This window comes from Paenibacillus sp. JNUCC 35 (assembly GCF_058269095.1).
Genome location: NZ_CM177771.1, coordinates 25,035 through 39,384, shown reverse-complemented (window position 1 = coordinate 39,384; position 14,350 = coordinate 25,035). Strand labels below are relative to the sequence as shown.

Below are 14,350 nucleotides of genomic sequence, written 5' to 3'. Positions count from 1 at the left end.
AATTGAGTTCATATTATAATATATATATTTCTTTGTCAACACTCTTTAAACACATTCTCTTTAAACACATCCAAGTAATGAACATCTCTTTCCATTGATACACCGCACACAAAATATCCGAGTACTGAAGAAATTGCTTGACCAATCCAGCTTCTCTTTCAGATAGTTGGTCAGCTCCTTTACCCAGTAGCCGATAATGATGCTTTAACTGTTGACGCGCACGGGGAGACAGGTCTTTCTGGACCCGTTTTCGAACAATTTGCAAAGCCTCTGTTACGTATCGATTCACATGCAAACGGTCAACGACTTTGTGTTTACTTGTGATACGGTTCCCCCCGGTTTATCTTAAACGCCCGATAAACCTGCTCCACCAGCACCAGCCGCATCAACTGATGCGGCAAGGTCATGCGCCCGAACGACAGCTTCGCGTCGGCGCGGCGCAGCACCTCGCTCGACAGCCCGAGCGAGCCGCCGATGACGAAGGCCACCTGGCTGCGCCCATAGGTGGCCAACCGATCGAGCGAGCCGGCCAGCTGCTCGCTCGTCCACATCTCACCGTCGATGGCCAGCGCCACGACGTAAGCGTCCGGGGCGAGCTTGGCCATCAGCCGCTCGCCCTCTTTCGCCCGCACCTGCTGCTCCTCCGCAGGGCTCATGCTCTCCGGTGCCTTCTCATCCGGCACCTCCACAAGCTGCACCTTGGCATACGGGCCAAGGCGCTTAACGTACTCGTCAATCCCGTTGACGAGGTATTTCTCTTTCAGTTTGCCGACAGAGGCAATCGTGATGTGCATAGCGAAGTCGCTCCTTTTTTTACCGGTCATAGGCTTAATCTTCCCTTACTGTACCCCAAATCCCACCCGAATCCAACCGGTTCCATCCCGAAAAACACCCGTCCGGCCAATTCCCGTATTTTCACGCCGCCCGATCCGAAAAAAACACACTTGACGTTTCCCCCCAAGCAGGTATGATGCCAGTAGGGGGTAATTTCCAGCAGGGCTCCTGCCGTGGAAAAACCCTCTTGGAGTGCGGTTTGCAGCCACCAAACAGATAAAAAGAGCTGCATTTTCGAAAGTCTGCCCGATAAGCCTTATAATGAAGATAAAGATGCTGACCATTGAGGCAAGGAGATCGACCATACCGACGCAGAGGTGAACTAGAATTGACCTATTTCATGGGAATTGACATTGGAACGACGAGCACCAAGACCATCATCACTAACGAAAAAGGAACCCTCCTCGGGGCCGGCGAAGCCGGATATCCGCTGGCCGTACCGCAGCCTTCCTGGGCGGAGCAGGACTCGGACCTGATGTTCGAAGCCGTGCTTCAATCCATTAAGGAAGCGATTCAGCGCGCAGGCATCGACGGCAAGCAGCTTGAAGCGATCGGCTTCAGTACGGCGATGCACAGCGTCATTCCGATGGACGCCGACGGACGTCCCCTGATGAACAGCATCATTTGGGCGGATAACCGCAGTGTGGCCCAAGTAAAGCGTCTGAAAGACGAGAATCTGAGCAGCATGCTTTATCATAAAACCGGCATCCCGATTCACCCGATGACCCCGCTTCCGAAGATCATGTGGCTGAAGGAAGAACGTCCGGATATTTTCGGGAAAGCCGTTAAATACATATCCATCAAAGAATATGTCCTCTACAAATTTTTCGGCCGTTACGTGGTCGATCATTCGGTCGCAGGCGGCACCTGCCTCTTCAACCTGAACACCTTGAGCTGGGACCCGGACGCTCTGCGCATCGCCGGTATCCGTGAGGATCAGCTCAGCGAGCTGGTTCCGACCACCCACATTATGCGCGGCATGAACCAAGAATTCGCCGACCTGCTCGGCCTCGATCCCGAGGTGGCTTTCGTCGTCGGCGCGGCCGACGGAGCGCTTGCCAACCTCGGCGTCGGTGCGGTCGAGCCCGGCGTTGTCGCGCTCACGATCGGGACAAGCGGCGCCGTCCGTACCGTCGTGCCCAAGCCGCTTACCGATTCCAAGGAGCGCACGTTCTGCTACGCGCTCACGGAGAATCACTGGGTCATCGGCGGGGCCACAAGCAACGGCGGCCTTATGCTCCGCTGGTTCCGCGACGAGTTCTCTTGGCCGGAGGTCGAGGAAGCGCGCCGCACGGGCCGCGACCCGTACGACGTCATGATCGCGGCGGCCAAGGAAGTCGCACCGGGTTCCGAAGGCCTGCTCTTCCTGCCGTTCCTATCCGGCGAAAGAGCGCCGTACTGGAACGCGGACGCGCGCGGCAGCTTCTTCGGCATCGGCCTGCACCACAAGCGGCCGCATTTTATCCGCGCCGTGCTCGAAGGCATTCTCTTCGCCGTCTACGGCATCGGCATCGCTCTGCGCGACCTGGCCGGTCCGGCGACGGAAATCCGGGCGTCCGGCGGCTTCGCCCGTTCCCCGGAATGGCGCCAGATCATGTCCGACATGTTCGGCTACCCGGTGCACATTCCGAAGAGCCACGAAAGCTCCAGCTTCGGCGCCGTCGTGCTCGCTATGTACGCCGTAGGCGCGCTGGAACGTCTGGAGGACGTGAACAAGCTCATCCCGATTACCGAGCGCCAGGAGCCGAACATCGAGATTTCGCCTACGTACATCGAGCTCTACTATCTCTATGACCGCGTCTACCGCAAGCTGGAGCAGGAGTTCTCGATTATCGCGGAATATCAGCGCCGCACGACCAAACAATCGAATTAAGCGAGAGTTTTTCTTCTTCCATTCATCCGCATCTCTCCAAACCAAAAAGGCCTCTGCACCAAGCTCGCTTCTCAGCGAACCTTGTGCAGAGGCCTCTTTTCATATCGTCAAACGACCAGATACTCCGGCTTTTCCTTGCAGTGCTCGCAATGAGCGGGAGGCTCCCACTCGGCGAACTTCACTTTGCCCAAATCCACGATGTCCGGTGCGTCCTCGTATTCGTCCACGAATACGTCAATGGCCAGCTCCAGGTGCTCTTTACAGACGGAATACATTGCTCGGCCCCTTCTTCCCTTAATTCTCTCCCGCTTCGGCAAGCGTCAGCTCGGTCTTCTGCTTCTTTCCTTCGCGGTAATACGCAACTTCAATTTTATCCCCTATCTTGCTTTCCTTATACAAAAATTTGCGGAGCTGGACGGTCGTCTCGATCTTCTTCCCGTTGATCGCCACGATCACGTCCTCGCTTTTGAGGCCCGCGCTCTTGGCCGGTCCCGAGGCTTCGATGACGATCAGGCCGCTTTTCACGTCGGCAGGCAGTTTAAGCTCCTCCGTCCCTTGGAAAAGCTGCAGCTCCTGGGTCGACACGCCCATCAGCGGGCGGATGACTTTGTGATTGTCGATCAGCGACCGGATCACGGGCTCGGCATCCTTGATCGGGATAGCGAAGCCCAAGCCCTCCACGCCCATGTCGGAGATTTTCAGCGAGTTAATGCCGACAACCTGGCCGACCAGGTTAACGAGCGCGCCGCCGCTGTTGCCTTGGTTAATGGAGGCGTCCGTCTGGATCAGCTCCATCTCCCAATCGTACTGGCCGTCCATGGCGAACGAGATCGGGATGGATCTTTTGGGCGACGAGACGATGCCCTTGGTGACGGTAGGCGAGAAGCCGAGTCCCAGCGGATTGCCCAGCGCAATGACGGTTTCCCCGGCCTTCAGGCTGGCGGAATCGCCGAATTCCGCAATGGATGTCAAGTTCGACGCGTCCGTCTCCAGCACGGCCAGATCCGTGATCTGGTCTTTGCCGAGCAGCTCGGCTTTTTTCTTCTCGCCGGATGCCGTGTATACCTCGAACTGCTTGCCGCCATCCACCACATGGTAGTTCGTGACGATTCTTACCTTCGAGCCGTTCTTCTCGAACACGATGCCGGACCCGATGCCCGTCTGTTTGAGTTCGTTCTTGTCGTTCGGCTGCAGATTGACGATGCTGACGATGGCCAGCTTCACCCGCTCCGCGGCCTGAACGACAGCGTTGTTGTAGGAGTCCTCCATCTGCTTGGCGGACATGGCAGCCGGCTTCGCGCTGCCGGTCCCGGCCAGCGCCTGCACGAGCAGGACGACGACCAGCATGACAGCGGCTCCCGCTCCCCCAGCCAGCCACACCGTGCGGCTGCGCAGGTCTGGAAGCCCTCTCAGGCCCGCTAACGGCCGGTTCCCCGAGGCGAAAGGCTTTCCCTTCGACCAGCCTCCCTCCTCTTGCTTCCGCCGATCCTTGCGCTGCCTCGTAGAATAGAAATCGTCATCGAACAAACTCACGCGATCACACCTCTCGCTCTATCGGCGGATTATTGTAAATGTTGTACTTCATTTCGGGAAAATACGGAGAAATCAGGAATGTTTCCGGACCAAACCGCCTACAATAATAGTAAATGATTTTATAAGAATGCTAGACCAAGGACAGCCCACTAATCCGTAAAGGAGCTACCCTCCATGAATAACCGTATCCGCACCCACTTGGATGAAGTCCAGCTCATCGGCAAGCTTGCCGATCTCAAGGAAGACCATTACCGCAATTCGCTCATTCTTACCGCTCTCATCGATGTTCTGATCGATAAAGGCGTACTGACCACGCAGGAGCTTCAAAACCGGATGGACAAGCTCGACAGCAGCTTCAGTCCGTACCCAGCTCCTCCCATTTCGTAGGACGGTCAAAATACGTGTCCATCAGCCGGATATTGCGCTCCTTGAGGGAGACGCCCCGGTCTTCTAATACACTATTCAGGGTAAGCCTGGCTAAATCCATCAGGTTATGATTTTGGCTCAAATGCGCCATGTACACGGCTCTCGTACGGGCCGTCATAATATCCAGCAGCGCTTCTCCGGCCGCTTCGTTGGACAAGTGGCCGAGGTCGCTCAGAATCCGGCGTTTGATGTTCCACGGGTAACGCCCCATCCGCAGCATCTCGATGTCGTGATTCGCCTCCAGAATAATGGCGTCCGAGTCCCCGATGACATCCTTGACCTTGGTGCTCATGTAGCCCAGGTCCGTCGCCATGGCGAGCTTTTGGCCTCCGCAGTGAAAGCAGTAGCCGACCGGCTCCGCAGCATCATGGGAAATGCCGTAAGACTCGACCCGGATGTTCCCGAAGTACTCTTCCGTACCCGTCTCCATAATCCGGCGGTTCGGTTCCGCTATCGCCCCGATATGTTTATCAAGCGCTTCCCACGTCTTGGTGTTGGCATAGACGGGAAGATCATATTTCCGCGCAATGGGCCCGAGGCCCTTGATATGGTCGGAATGCTCGTGGGTCACCAGAATCGCATCGATCTGATCCCCGCTGACCTCCCGATCCTTCATGAGCTGTTCGACTCTCCGGGCGCTGAGTCCCGCGTCTACCAGCAGCTTCGTTTCCCCGTCGCAGATGACGGTCGCATTGCCCGTCGATCCGCTGGAGAGCACCGTAAATCGTAAACCCATAAGCGTTAACTCCTCTATCGTAAAATCCCGTCCCGAAAGACCGGATTACTTTTTAGTATCCGCAGCTGCACCTTCCGCCGAGGCCGACTGCATTTCGACCGCCCCGTTAAAAGCATGCACATAATAAATATCGCCGTTATTAATCGTGACACGCCAGTTCGGCACCATATATTGCGTCTGGGAATCAAACAATTGCCCATGGTAACCGAGCCTTACATCCGTAATTACCGAACCGTCGAGCAGAAACTTCTCAACCAGACTGCGCACCGCAATATAAGCCGGAATCACCTTCTGCTCCTTGTCCTCTCCACCTGATTCTACTTCAACATACGCCTGCCGGTAACTGGTAATTTGTGCATCGGTTTCATAGAGCTTTAATTGAACATCGAACATCGGATAATCGTTATACATCTGGTTCAGCACGTACATCCCTTTCTTGCTGAGTATCGGGTCGTGCTTGTACGCGTCCAGTTTGGGAATATCGGTTTTCGGCAAATCGTCCTTCGGAGAAATCCGGTTCAGGAGGCTGGCGATTTTGAACGGGTACTGAAGCTTGAGTGTGACGTTAGGCTGGTAAGACTCCACGAACTTAAACGTGATTTCCTTGAGCTTCGGTGCTTCCTTGGGCAGCTCGTGGCTGAGCTGAATGCTTTTTCCCTTCAAAAGCTTGTTCGTTTCCTCCAGCACGCCCGTCATATCCGTCGCCAGCTCGGTCTGCTTCGCTTTTCCCGTCCATACGAGATACCCCAGCACCACATTCAGAAAGAAAAACGAAAGAATCAGAATGGTTTTGGCTCTTCCCCAGTTCAACTGCGCAGCCTCCTTCCCGTAAAAATAGTAGATACTCGCGTAAACGCCTCATCTGCTTGATTTGATTCTTGAGCTCCTAAAAGCTCCTTGTAAACTCAGCGGAAAAACTCGTAAGTCCCGTCTTTAAATTCGATCGCCCACACGGGGGACAGATTGACGGTTTTGACGCCCAGCGTCGGCCGGTAAGCCGGGAACACGTTCACGATATTGTAGCGCTTCGGATGATTCGTAATCTTCGCGTTCAGCGCTTCACCGCCGATCAGCTCGCTTTTCTGCTGATTGATGATTTTCAAATCGGAATAAACGACGGAGCGCTCATAGTTGGAGACGACTCCTTTTTGCAGGGTAATATGAATGGCCCCGTATCCTTCCTTCTGTTCGGTCAGAATCGGGAACGCATCGTACACCTGCCGGAACACAAACATCTGATTCGAAAAAGCGTGCTGCTGCTGCGGCTTGCTGATCGTATAAGTCCCGTTCCAGCCGCCGTGCTGGTTAATAAACTGCACCCCCGCATCGATGTTTTCCTTGATGCTGTTCTTGCTGTCCGTTACCGCAAGCGGGTCGGTATATTTCATCCACTTCTTTTCCTGGTTGATCTGCAGCCCCCGCTTCGCGTCCGTATAGATCTGCGAGCCGTCCCGATCTTTGAGGTTTCTCGTTAAGGAAGGATCTGCGAAAAGGCTGCTTTTCAGCTGCTCCGTCGGAAATTCCTTATAGCCCAAGTCATAGGAAACCGCCGGTATCGGATTGACCGGCAAATAATACTCTCCGCCGGATGCCGCCGCATAAGGAGGGTTGGTTCCGGCAATCGCCGTAAAGTTCTCTACATCCTTCGCCGTAAAATCGGCTCCGAGCACTTCAAAAGCCGTGTTCGCGGAATCCGTGAACAGGTACGTCTCGGCGGATTTTTTATCGCTGCTCGCGAAAATCCAGATCCGGGTAATCAGCTCCGTGTCGTCCGGGATATCCCCCTTGATCTGGAACGTATTCTGCAGCACGCTCAGCGGAAGACCGTCCCGGAAGCGAACCTCGACGCCTTCCTGCTTCTCGCGGATTTCGTCCCAGTTCGTCCGCTCCTGGTTCATAGTGACTTTGCGGAAACGTTCCATTTTGCGCTGTTTAACACTTTGGAAAATGGTGGAATATGATGTGGAATCCGGATAAAGGACCGTATGCTGCTGATTGCCGAAATGCAGCACAATCTGATCCGGGAACAGCAGATCTTCCAGCTTGGCTTTCGTCCCTTCCAGTTCGCTGGAAATATATTCGGAAGGAGGCAGCGGTTCGTAGTTCGGTGTGCTGTACGCCAGCAGATAGCTGAGCAGCAGACTCAGCAGAATCAGTACGGTCAGCGTGACCGACTTCAGCTTCTCTATCATGACGCATCCTCCTCCTCCGGCAGGACCGGCAGCATAAAGGTGACTTTCGTGCCGGACCCCGGGTCGGACTCCAGAGACATGGCGCCGCCATGGGCTTTTACTATTTCCCGGGCAATCGAGAGCCCGAGGCCGGTGCCGCCCATGTTGCGGGAACGCGCCTTATCGACCCGGTAGAACCGGTCGAAAATGCGCGGCTGATCCTTCTTCGGAATCCCGATGCCCGTATCCTGCACCGAGATTTCGAGCTGATCCCCCTCCGCCATCCGGGCATAGATGGTGATGGCCCCCTCGTCCGGCGTATATTTGATCGCGTTGGAGACCAGGTTGTCCAGCACCTGGTCGATCTTGTCGCGATCCAGCGCCACCGGACGGATTCCCGGCTCCGCCACGATGCGGATCCGGATGCTCTTCTGCCGCAGCTGGAAGGAGAAGCGGTCCGCTACCTCCTCCAGCATGTCGGCAATATCGGTCTGCTCCTTCGTGAGCAGCGCCTGCTTCGAATCCAGGCGCGACAAGTGGAGCAGATCCGTCACGAGCCGGATCATCCGCTCGGTCTCGTTGCGCGTCACGCTCAGGAAGCGCGGAGCAAGCTGCTTGTCTTCCATCGCGCCGTCCTCCAGCGCCTCGAGGTAGCTCTTGATCGTCGTCAGCGGCGTCCGCAGCTCGTGAGACACGTTCGCGACGAACTCCCGGCGCGACTGCTCGAGCTTCTCCTGCTCCGTGACGTCCTGGAGCACCGCAATCGCTCCGGTTACGCCGTCGCCTCTGCGGTGAATCGTCGTGAACGTCACACGCACGGTCTGCACGTCCTCGTCATCCGGCAGAGGCACATCGATCAGCGTCGTGTTGCGCTCGCCGTGCACGTACTGGTCGATTTCCTCGCGGGTGAGGCCGAGCAGCTCCGAAATGTGCCGCTGTGCGGAGTGCTCCTCCTTCACCTGGAGGATCTGCATCGCCCGGCGGTTCATAAGGATGATCTGCCCCGCTTCGTCGGTGGCGACCACCCCGTCGTTCATATTCGTCAGAATCGAGGCCAGCTTCTCCTTCTCTTCCTCATTGATGAAGATGGCTTCCTTGAGCCGGTTCATCATGAAGTTGAACGTATGGCCGAGCTGGCTGATCTCGTCTTTGCCGTAGACTTTTACGCTCTGGTCGAAATTCCCCTCGGCGGCGGCCGTCGCCTGCTGGGTAATTTCCTTGATCGGTTTCGTGATCGTACCGGACAGAATGACGCCCAGCCCGGCCGTGAACGCAAGGGCGATCAGCGTCGCCACAATAAGAATCCGGTTGATACTGGACATCGTTTTGTACAGATCCTCCATCGAGGAGACGATGTACACCGCGCCCAGCACCCGGACGCCGCTGCCGATCGGCTTGGCCGTCGCGAACTTGCGCGTATTGTCCACGTCCGTGAACATGCGGTCGTTATCCCGGATTCCCTGAAGGGCACGGGTCACTTCCGTCTTCGTCGTTTTCTGATTCACAATCTGTTTATTGGCTTCCAGCGACGTGCTGAGCACAACCCCGCCGGCGTCGATAATCTGTATTTCCGTATTTCCCGGCGCGAACAGGCTGTTAACGAAGTAGGTCAGCTCTTCCGACAAGTTCTTCGTATCGCTGTTTCTCGGCTCGTTCAAATACTGGCTTTCCACCAGCCCCGCAATCAGCGTAGCCTGGCTGTTAATGGAATCGCGGAATTCATTCTTATAATGGCTGTCGAGCGTCTGATAGAAATAAGCCGCGATCAGCTGCATCGCGATCAGGATCAGAAGAACGTAAATAATAATCAGCTTCGCCTGAATGGATTGGAAAAACCGGATCACCTTCATCTCAGAAGCCTCCGTTTTTCGTTCCCCGCATCATGTAACCGAGCCCTCTCCGGGTCACGATATACTCCGGTTTGCTCGGATCGGCCTCCAGCTTCTCGCGCAGACGCCGGATCGTGACGTCCACCGTCCGGACATCGCCGTAATAGTCATAGCCCCATACGGCCTGGAGCAGATGCTCGCGCGTCATCACCTTGCCGGGGTGCTTCGCCATATAGTGGATCAGCTCGAACTCCCTGTGGGTCAAATCCAGCGGTTCTCCGTCCCGGTAGACGACATACATGTCACTGTCGATAAAGAGCCCGTGAAGCCGGATTCCGTTGGCTTCCTCCGGTTCCGGGTCCGCTTGTCCGAGCGGCGTGGTTTTGCTTTGGCGGCGCAAATGTGCTTTGACGCGGGCAAGCAGCTCCCGGTTGCCGAAAGGCTTCGTCACATAGTCGTCCGCCCCCATCTCCAGACCGAGCACTTTATCCAGCTCCGTGTCCTTGGCCGTTAACATGATAATAGGCGTATTCAGCCTGGCGCGAATTTCTCGGCACACGTCCATCCCGTCTTTGACCGGCAGCATCAGATCGAGGAGAATAAGATCCGGCCGCTCCGAAAAAGCCAGCTCTACCGCCGCTCCGCCGTCATAAGCGCAGACGACCTGGTAGCCCTCTTTTTCCAAATTAAACTTCAATATATCTGCAATCGGTTGTTCGTCGTCGACCACGAGTATTTTGCCATTTGTGCCGAACATGTCTCTCTCATCACCTGTCCTTCACCTAGAAAACCATACCCTTTTATTGTAACATACCTGTACGCAAAAAGAGACATAGCCCCCCGCCCGGGAGGCCACATCTCTCTTAAAAAACTTGCGTCTATGATAGGCGATTCGCATCGCGATTTACCGGTTCAAATATTTCAGCGGATTTTCCAGGCTGCCGCCTTTGTGGATCTCGAAGTGAAGATGAACACCGGTCGAGTCGCCCGTGCTCCCCATGATACCGATCTGCTCTCCTTTTTCCACGATGGTGCCGGCAGTGGTTTCTACCTTGCTCATGTGAGCATACATCGTTTCGTACCCGTTCATATGATCGATAAGAACATAATTGCCGTAATCCGATTTATAACCGGCCGACACCACTTTCCCGTTGTCCGCCGCCATGATCGTGTGATTGCCTACAATGTCGATGCCTTTGTGCATCTTGCCCCAACGTGTTCCGAACGTAGAGGTGATGGATTGAGAAAGAACCGGCCATGCGAATGTCCCTGTGCCTTCCCCTTTTATAACCTTGGTGCCTTTTCTTACTTTCTCCGTTACCGGCTGTTCAACGATGTCTTCTCCGACGATTTTCTCGTCCGTCAGTTGGCCGTTGATCTTCGTCAGCTCATACGTGACCTGTTTCAATCCGTTCTTGCCCGGAGAGATTGTCTCCACAATGCCTTCTTTCATCGTCGGATCCGTTTCGACTTCGGTTTCGAAGTGGACTTCCTCGTTCTCCACCATCTTCTCGACCGTCTTCACGGACAGAGCCGGCTGGATGACCGTAAGATCGAGCACATCGCCTTCGCGGATCATATCGTCATGAATCCAGGGATTCTTGTCGTAAATCACCTGCTTCGGGATGTTCAGCTTCTGGGCGATGCAGCCCACACAATCTCCGGCTACCACCGTATACTTCGTCGGCTGTACGCCGCCCGTCTTGATCTTGGCGATCAGCTCCTCGGGCTTCATCACATCCTGAGGCTGGATATCGACGGCTTCCTCCGTTTTGACCTGCTGGACGAATTCCACCTTCTCGACCGTGGTCGGAGCCGCAGACGGACTGCCGTCCGTCGACAGAACGGCGACCTTGCTTTCTTTTTCCTTCTGCTCGAAAGGCTTCTTGATCTCCGCCAGCACACGGTCGGCCGTGGCCTGATCTTTGACGATCGCATACGTTTTGCCTTCGATAACCAGTTCTACACCGGATGCGACAGGTTTCAGCTTCTCGTCAAGCAGCGCGAGCACCTGCTGATCGTCCGTTTTCTTCATGAAAGCTTTCTCCGGTTTGGGTTCTTCGATGTCGGGTAATGCCATATGTACATCCGGATACTGCTTTTCCAGCTTTACTTCACGTTCTTGTTTGTACTCCTGCAAAATTTCCTTCGAACTGATATAACCGAGTGTCTCCTGACCGACTTTGACCGGGTAAATGTCCGCGAGATTCGCTTTGACATACTGCTGACCGCTAACGGTTAAAAATCCGATTATTGCTATGGAACTGACGCTATATAGGAAGAACCCTTTTCCCCGCCCTGCCGGATCAGCCGCAAGTTCGGTGGAAGGTTCCGCTTTATTCCCGGTCAAGCTATGCCACTGAGCCCGGCTTTGATTCCACAACTTCCTGGCCCAATCTACTGCTTTAAAACCTTTCATATCCTTCTCCTTATCCGTTTGTTTCTTTACGTGGCAAGAGAATGATAGGCCCAGCCGATCATCTCCAACTCTACCAGCGCATAAAACTTCTTTAATAATTTACCACACCTTCTCTTGCGGTTTCAAGAAAACAGGGGGCTGCCACTATTAGGAACGGTTTGGAAGAAGCTCAAAAATCAGGATTGAAAGGGCTTCAAAAGAGCTTAATCAGCTCCCATATTTTTTCAAAATGCCCGAAAGCTGTTCATATTCGGCCGGGTTCAGGTATTTTTTCAGCTTGCTGTCCACTTCCTTCAGCTCCTCGGCTGTAATGCCGTCTTCCACCATCGCGGAAAGCTTCTGAACTTCTTCCGCAGGCAGCTTCGCGACGAGAATGGAGAAGATTTTCTGCTTGTCGCCGCTCGACAGAGCGTCCTTCTTCTTGGAAAAGTCATCCGTCGACATGACCACGTCCCGCTTCTGCGCATCCTTCAGATCGGGGCTTGCCTTCCCCTCCTTCAACTCGCCCATTACGGCGACGGCATCCGGCATTCCGCTCGGCTCCGGCGAAGAGACGCCTCCCTGTACCGGGGAAGAGGACGGTGACGACGTCCCAGAGCCGTCCAGACTGCCCGTCACGGGCTTTTCCGCTCCTCCGGGGGGTGTGGACGGGGTCGGACTCGGACTCGGACTGGGCTTCGACGAGGAGGCCGCTATGCGCTCCACCCGATCGTTAACCGAGCCTCCCTTGCCTATCGCGCCTATACCGAACTGCTCGCCCAGCTTCCCCGTAATCTGAGAAAAGGAAAGCTTGTTCCCTATCGGCGGCAGTTGAAACTGCTTGAGTACTTCATCTACCATCGTAGTCACAATCACATACGTCGTAAAAATGGACAAAAAAGACATCACAACCGCACCGGCCGTCCACCTGCCTAACCGTCCCAACCATTTCATTCGTTCATCCACCGCCTTGAAACTTCTCGTTTATTCTGGTTTCTCTATAAGCCCAGTATTGACGGTTTAGACCCGGATCAACCCGCTATTCCCCAAAAAAACCTTAGAACCTCCAGCGCGCAGCTCCAAGCGCGGCGCAGCGTCGCATGAATGTGGTCACCCGGCCTCTGTCATTCCTTCCTTCCGGACAATAAAAAAGACCCCGCGCGGCCGGAAGCAAGTCCGGTTGCGTGAGGTCTTAGGGACGATGATTAAGAAATCGTCCTCTCAATATGATCTTGGAAGAACAGATTAAGCGTAAACCGGGCGGACCAGGTTCGTCTGCTCACGGTTGCGGCCAACGGAGAAGATGGCCAGCGGAATTCCGGTCAGCTGGGAAACGCGTTCCAGGTAATGACGCGCATTTTCCGGCAGGTCGCTGAGCGATTTCGCGTTGGAGACGTCTTCGCTCCAGCCCGGAAGCTCTTCGTATACCGCTTCGCACTCGGAAAGCATGTTAAGGCTCGCCGGATAGTGCTCGATGATCTCGCCTTTGTACTTGTAGCCCGTGCAAATCTTAACGGTCTCCAGGCCTGTCAGCACGTCGATGGAGTTCAGGGACAGGCCGGTGATGCCGCTCACGCGGCGGGCGTGACGGACCACGACGCTGTCGAACCAGCCGACGCGGCGAGGACGTCCGGTAACGGTGCCGTATTCGTGGCCCGTTTCGCGGATTTGGTCGCCGATGGCATCGCTTAGCTCCGTCGGGAAAGGACCGTCGCCGACACGGGTCGTGTAGGCTTTCGCTACGCCGATGATCTGGTTGATCTTCGTCGGGCCTACGCCGGAACCGATACATACGCCGCCGGCCGTCGGATTGGACGACGTCACGAACGGGTAGGTGCCTTGGTCGATGTCGAGCATAACGCCCTGCGCGCCTTCGAACAGCACGCGCTTGCCGGCGTCAATCGCATCGTTCAGGACCACGGACGTGTCCGTTACGAACATGCGGATCTGCTCGGCGTAACCGAGGTATTCTTTCAGAATCGAGTCCGCATCCAGACCGTCGCGTCCGTACACCTGCTTCAGCAGCGTGTTCTTGTCTTCGACGATATGGCGGAGTTTGCGCTCGAACTCTTCCGCGTCCATCAGGTCCGCGATACGGATGCCGTTGCGCGCCGCTTTATCCATGTAGCAAGGGCCGATGCCTTTGCGGGTCGTGCCGATTTTGTTAGCGCCTTTGCGGTCTTCTTCCAGCTCGTCCAGAAGCAGATGATAAGGCATAATCACATGGGCGCGGTCGCTGATTTTCAAGTTGTCTACCGAGAATCCGTTATCGCGAATATATTGAAGTTCGTCTACCAGAGCAGCCGGGTTGATGACCATGCCGTTTCCGATGACACACATTTTATCGTGATTGAAAATACCGGACGGTATCATCGTCAGCTTGTACTTCTTGCCTCCGATCAGAATGGTGTGGCCGGCATTGTTGCCGCCTTGGTAGCGGGCGACCACTTCCGCGGACTCCGCCAAATAGTCCGTGATTTTCCCTTTCCCTTCGTCTCCCCATTGGGTTCCGACTACAACCACTGTTGACATTCTGTATTACCTCCGTTA

General features: G+C 55.2%; 14 protein-coding genes. 2 read left to right on the top strand and 12 right to left on the bottom strand.

The window, feature by feature from the left end; genetic code table 11:
• Nucleotides 1-13: 13 nt before the first annotated feature.
• Nucleotides 14-289 carry a transposase gene (locus AC2TF6_RS00230; protein WP_218002296.1) on the bottom strand — a complete coding sequence of 92 codons (276 nt, stop codon included), beginning with the start codon at nucleotides 287-289 and terminating at the stop codon, nucleotides 14-16.
• 25 nt (nucleotides 290-314) lie between these two features.
• Nucleotides 315-794 (bottom strand): 23S rRNA (pseudouridine(1915)-N(3))-methyltransferase RlmH, encoded by a 480-nt coding sequence (gene rlmH, locus AC2TF6_RS00225; RefSeq protein WP_491309467.1) that lies wholly within the window; start codon nucleotides 792-794, stop codon nucleotides 315-317.
• Between the two features lie 380 nt (nucleotides 795-1,174).
• Here rlmH and AC2TF6_RS00220 point away from each other — a divergent pair, with 380 nt between their 5' ends.
• Complete coding sequence (locus AC2TF6_RS00220) at nucleotides 1,175-2,707, top strand: gluconokinase (RefSeq protein ID WP_491311725.1); 1,533 nt, start codon at nucleotides 1,175-1,177, stop codon at nucleotides 2,705-2,707.
• Between the two features lie 107 nt (nucleotides 2,708-2,814).
• On the opposite strand, the gene AC2TF6_RS00215 is transcribed toward AC2TF6_RS00220, so the two are convergent.
• On the bottom strand, nucleotides 2,815-2,982 hold the full coding sequence (locus AC2TF6_RS00215) for a CxxH/CxxC protein (RefSeq protein ID WP_009673401.1): 168 nt from the start codon (nucleotides 2,980-2,982) through the stop codon (nucleotides 2,815-2,817).
• A gap of 19 nt (nucleotides 2,983-3,001) precedes the next feature.
• Nucleotides 3,002-4,240 carry a S1C family serine protease gene (locus AC2TF6_RS00210; protein ID WP_491309466.1) on the bottom strand — a complete coding sequence of 413 codons (1,239 nt, stop codon included), beginning with the start codon at nucleotides 4,238-4,240 and terminating at the stop codon, nucleotides 3,002-3,004.
• Between the two features lie 174 nt (nucleotides 4,241-4,414).
• On the opposite strand from AC2TF6_RS00210, the gene AC2TF6_RS00205 reads away from it, so the two are divergent.
• The gene (locus AC2TF6_RS00205; RefSeq protein ID WP_103995373.1) at nucleotides 4,415-4,627 is read left to right on the top strand and encodes a hypothetical protein; all 213 of its coding nucleotides are present in this window, start codon (nucleotides 4,415-4,417) and stop codon (nucleotides 4,625-4,627) included.
• Here the strand turns inward: AC2TF6_RS00205 and AC2TF6_RS00200 are convergent.
• From AC2TF6_RS00200 to AC2TF6_RS00165, 8 genes are all read right to left on the bottom strand, one after another.
• Complete coding sequence (locus AC2TF6_RS00200; RefSeq protein ID WP_491309465.1) at nucleotides 4,596-5,402, bottom strand: MBL fold metallo-hydrolase; 807 nt, start codon at nucleotides 5,400-5,402, stop codon at nucleotides 4,596-4,598. The genes AC2TF6_RS00205 and AC2TF6_RS00200 overlap by 32 nt on opposite strands.
• A gap of 45 nt (nucleotides 5,403-5,447) precedes the next feature.
• A complete protein-coding gene (yycI, locus tag AC2TF6_RS00195) occupies nucleotides 5,448-6,212 on the bottom strand; it encodes a two-component system regulatory protein YycI (protein WP_491309464.1) in 765 nt (254 codons plus the stop codon).
• Nucleotides 6,213-6,307: 95 nt separating this feature from the next.
• Nucleotides 6,308-7,594, bottom strand: a complete 1,287-nt coding sequence (locus AC2TF6_RS00190) for a YycH family regulatory protein (RefSeq protein WP_491309463.1) — start codon at nucleotides 7,592-7,594, stop codon at nucleotides 6,308-6,310.
• Nucleotides 7,591-9,423 carry a cell wall metabolism sensor histidine kinase WalK gene (gene walK / locus AC2TF6_RS00185; RefSeq protein WP_491309462.1) on the bottom strand — a complete coding sequence of 611 codons (1,833 nt, stop codon included), beginning with the start codon at nucleotides 9,421-9,423 and terminating at the stop codon, nucleotides 7,591-7,593. The genes AC2TF6_RS00190 and walK overlap by 4 nt, the downstream gene beginning before the upstream one ends.
• A gap of 1 nt (nucleotide 9,424) precedes the next feature.
• Complete coding sequence (gene yycF / locus AC2TF6_RS00180) at nucleotides 9,425-10,159, bottom strand: response regulator YycF (RefSeq protein WP_369997513.1); 735 nt, start codon at nucleotides 10,157-10,159, stop codon at nucleotides 9,425-9,427.
• 147 nt (nucleotides 10,160-10,306) lie between these two features.
• On the bottom strand, nucleotides 10,307-11,821 hold the full coding sequence (locus AC2TF6_RS00175) for a peptidoglycan DD-metalloendopeptidase family protein (protein WP_491309461.1): 1,515 nt from the start codon (nucleotides 11,819-11,821) through the stop codon (nucleotides 10,307-10,309).
• Between the two features lie 207 nt (nucleotides 11,822-12,028).
• The gene (locus AC2TF6_RS00170; RefSeq protein ID WP_491309460.1) at nucleotides 12,029-12,754 is read right to left on the bottom strand and encodes a hypothetical protein; all 726 of its coding nucleotides are present in this window, start codon (nucleotides 12,752-12,754) and stop codon (nucleotides 12,029-12,031) included.
• A gap of 291 nt (nucleotides 12,755-13,045) precedes the next feature.
• Nucleotides 13,046-14,332: an adenylosuccinate synthase gene (locus AC2TF6_RS00165; protein ID WP_491309459.1), complete on the bottom strand. Its 1,287-nt coding sequence runs from the start codon at nucleotides 14,330-14,332 to the stop codon at nucleotides 13,046-13,048.
• Between the last annotated feature and the right edge of the window lie 18 nt (nucleotides 14,333-14,350).

Coding starts and splice junctions, on each gene's coding strand:
- AC2TF6_RS00165 (WP_491309459.1), bottom strand. CDS start 14,332: ATGTCAACAGTGGTTGTAGTCGGAACCCAATGGGGAGACGAAGGGAAA.
- AC2TF6_RS00205 (WP_103995373.1), top strand. CDS start 4,415: ATGAATAACCGTATCCGCACCCACTTGGATGAAGTCCAGCTCATCGGC.
- AC2TF6_RS00215 (WP_009673401.1), bottom strand. CDS start 2,982: ATGTATTCCGTCTGTAAAGAGCACCTGGAGCTGGCCATTGACGTATTC.
- AC2TF6_RS00175 (WP_491309461.1), bottom strand. CDS start 11,821: ATGAAAGGTTTTAAAGCAGTAGATTGGGCCAGGAAGTTGTGGAATCAA.
- AC2TF6_RS00170 (WP_491309460.1), bottom strand. CDS start 12,754: ATGAAATGGTTGGGACGGTTAGGCAGGTGGACGGCCGGTGCGGTTGTG.
- AC2TF6_RS00220 (WP_491311725.1), top strand. CDS start 1,175: ATGGGAATTGACATTGGAACGACGAGCACCAAGACCATCATCACTAAC.
- AC2TF6_RS00190 (WP_491309463.1), bottom strand. CDS start 7,594: ATGATAGAGAAGCTGAAGTCGGTCACGCTGACCGTACTGATTCTGCTG.
- walK (WP_491309462.1), bottom strand. CDS start 9,423: ATGAAGGTGATCCGGTTTTTCCAATCCATTCAGGCGAAGCTGATTATT.
- AC2TF6_RS00200 (WP_491309465.1), bottom strand. CDS start 5,402: ATGGGTTTACGATTTACGGTGCTCTCCAGCGGATCGACGGGCAATGCG.
- rlmH (WP_491309467.1), bottom strand. CDS start 794: ATGCACATCACGATTGCCTCTGTCGGCAAACTGAAAGAGAAATACCTC.
- yycF (WP_369997513.1), bottom strand. CDS start 10,159: ATGTTCGGCACAAATGGCAAAATACTCGTGGTCGACGACGAACAACCG.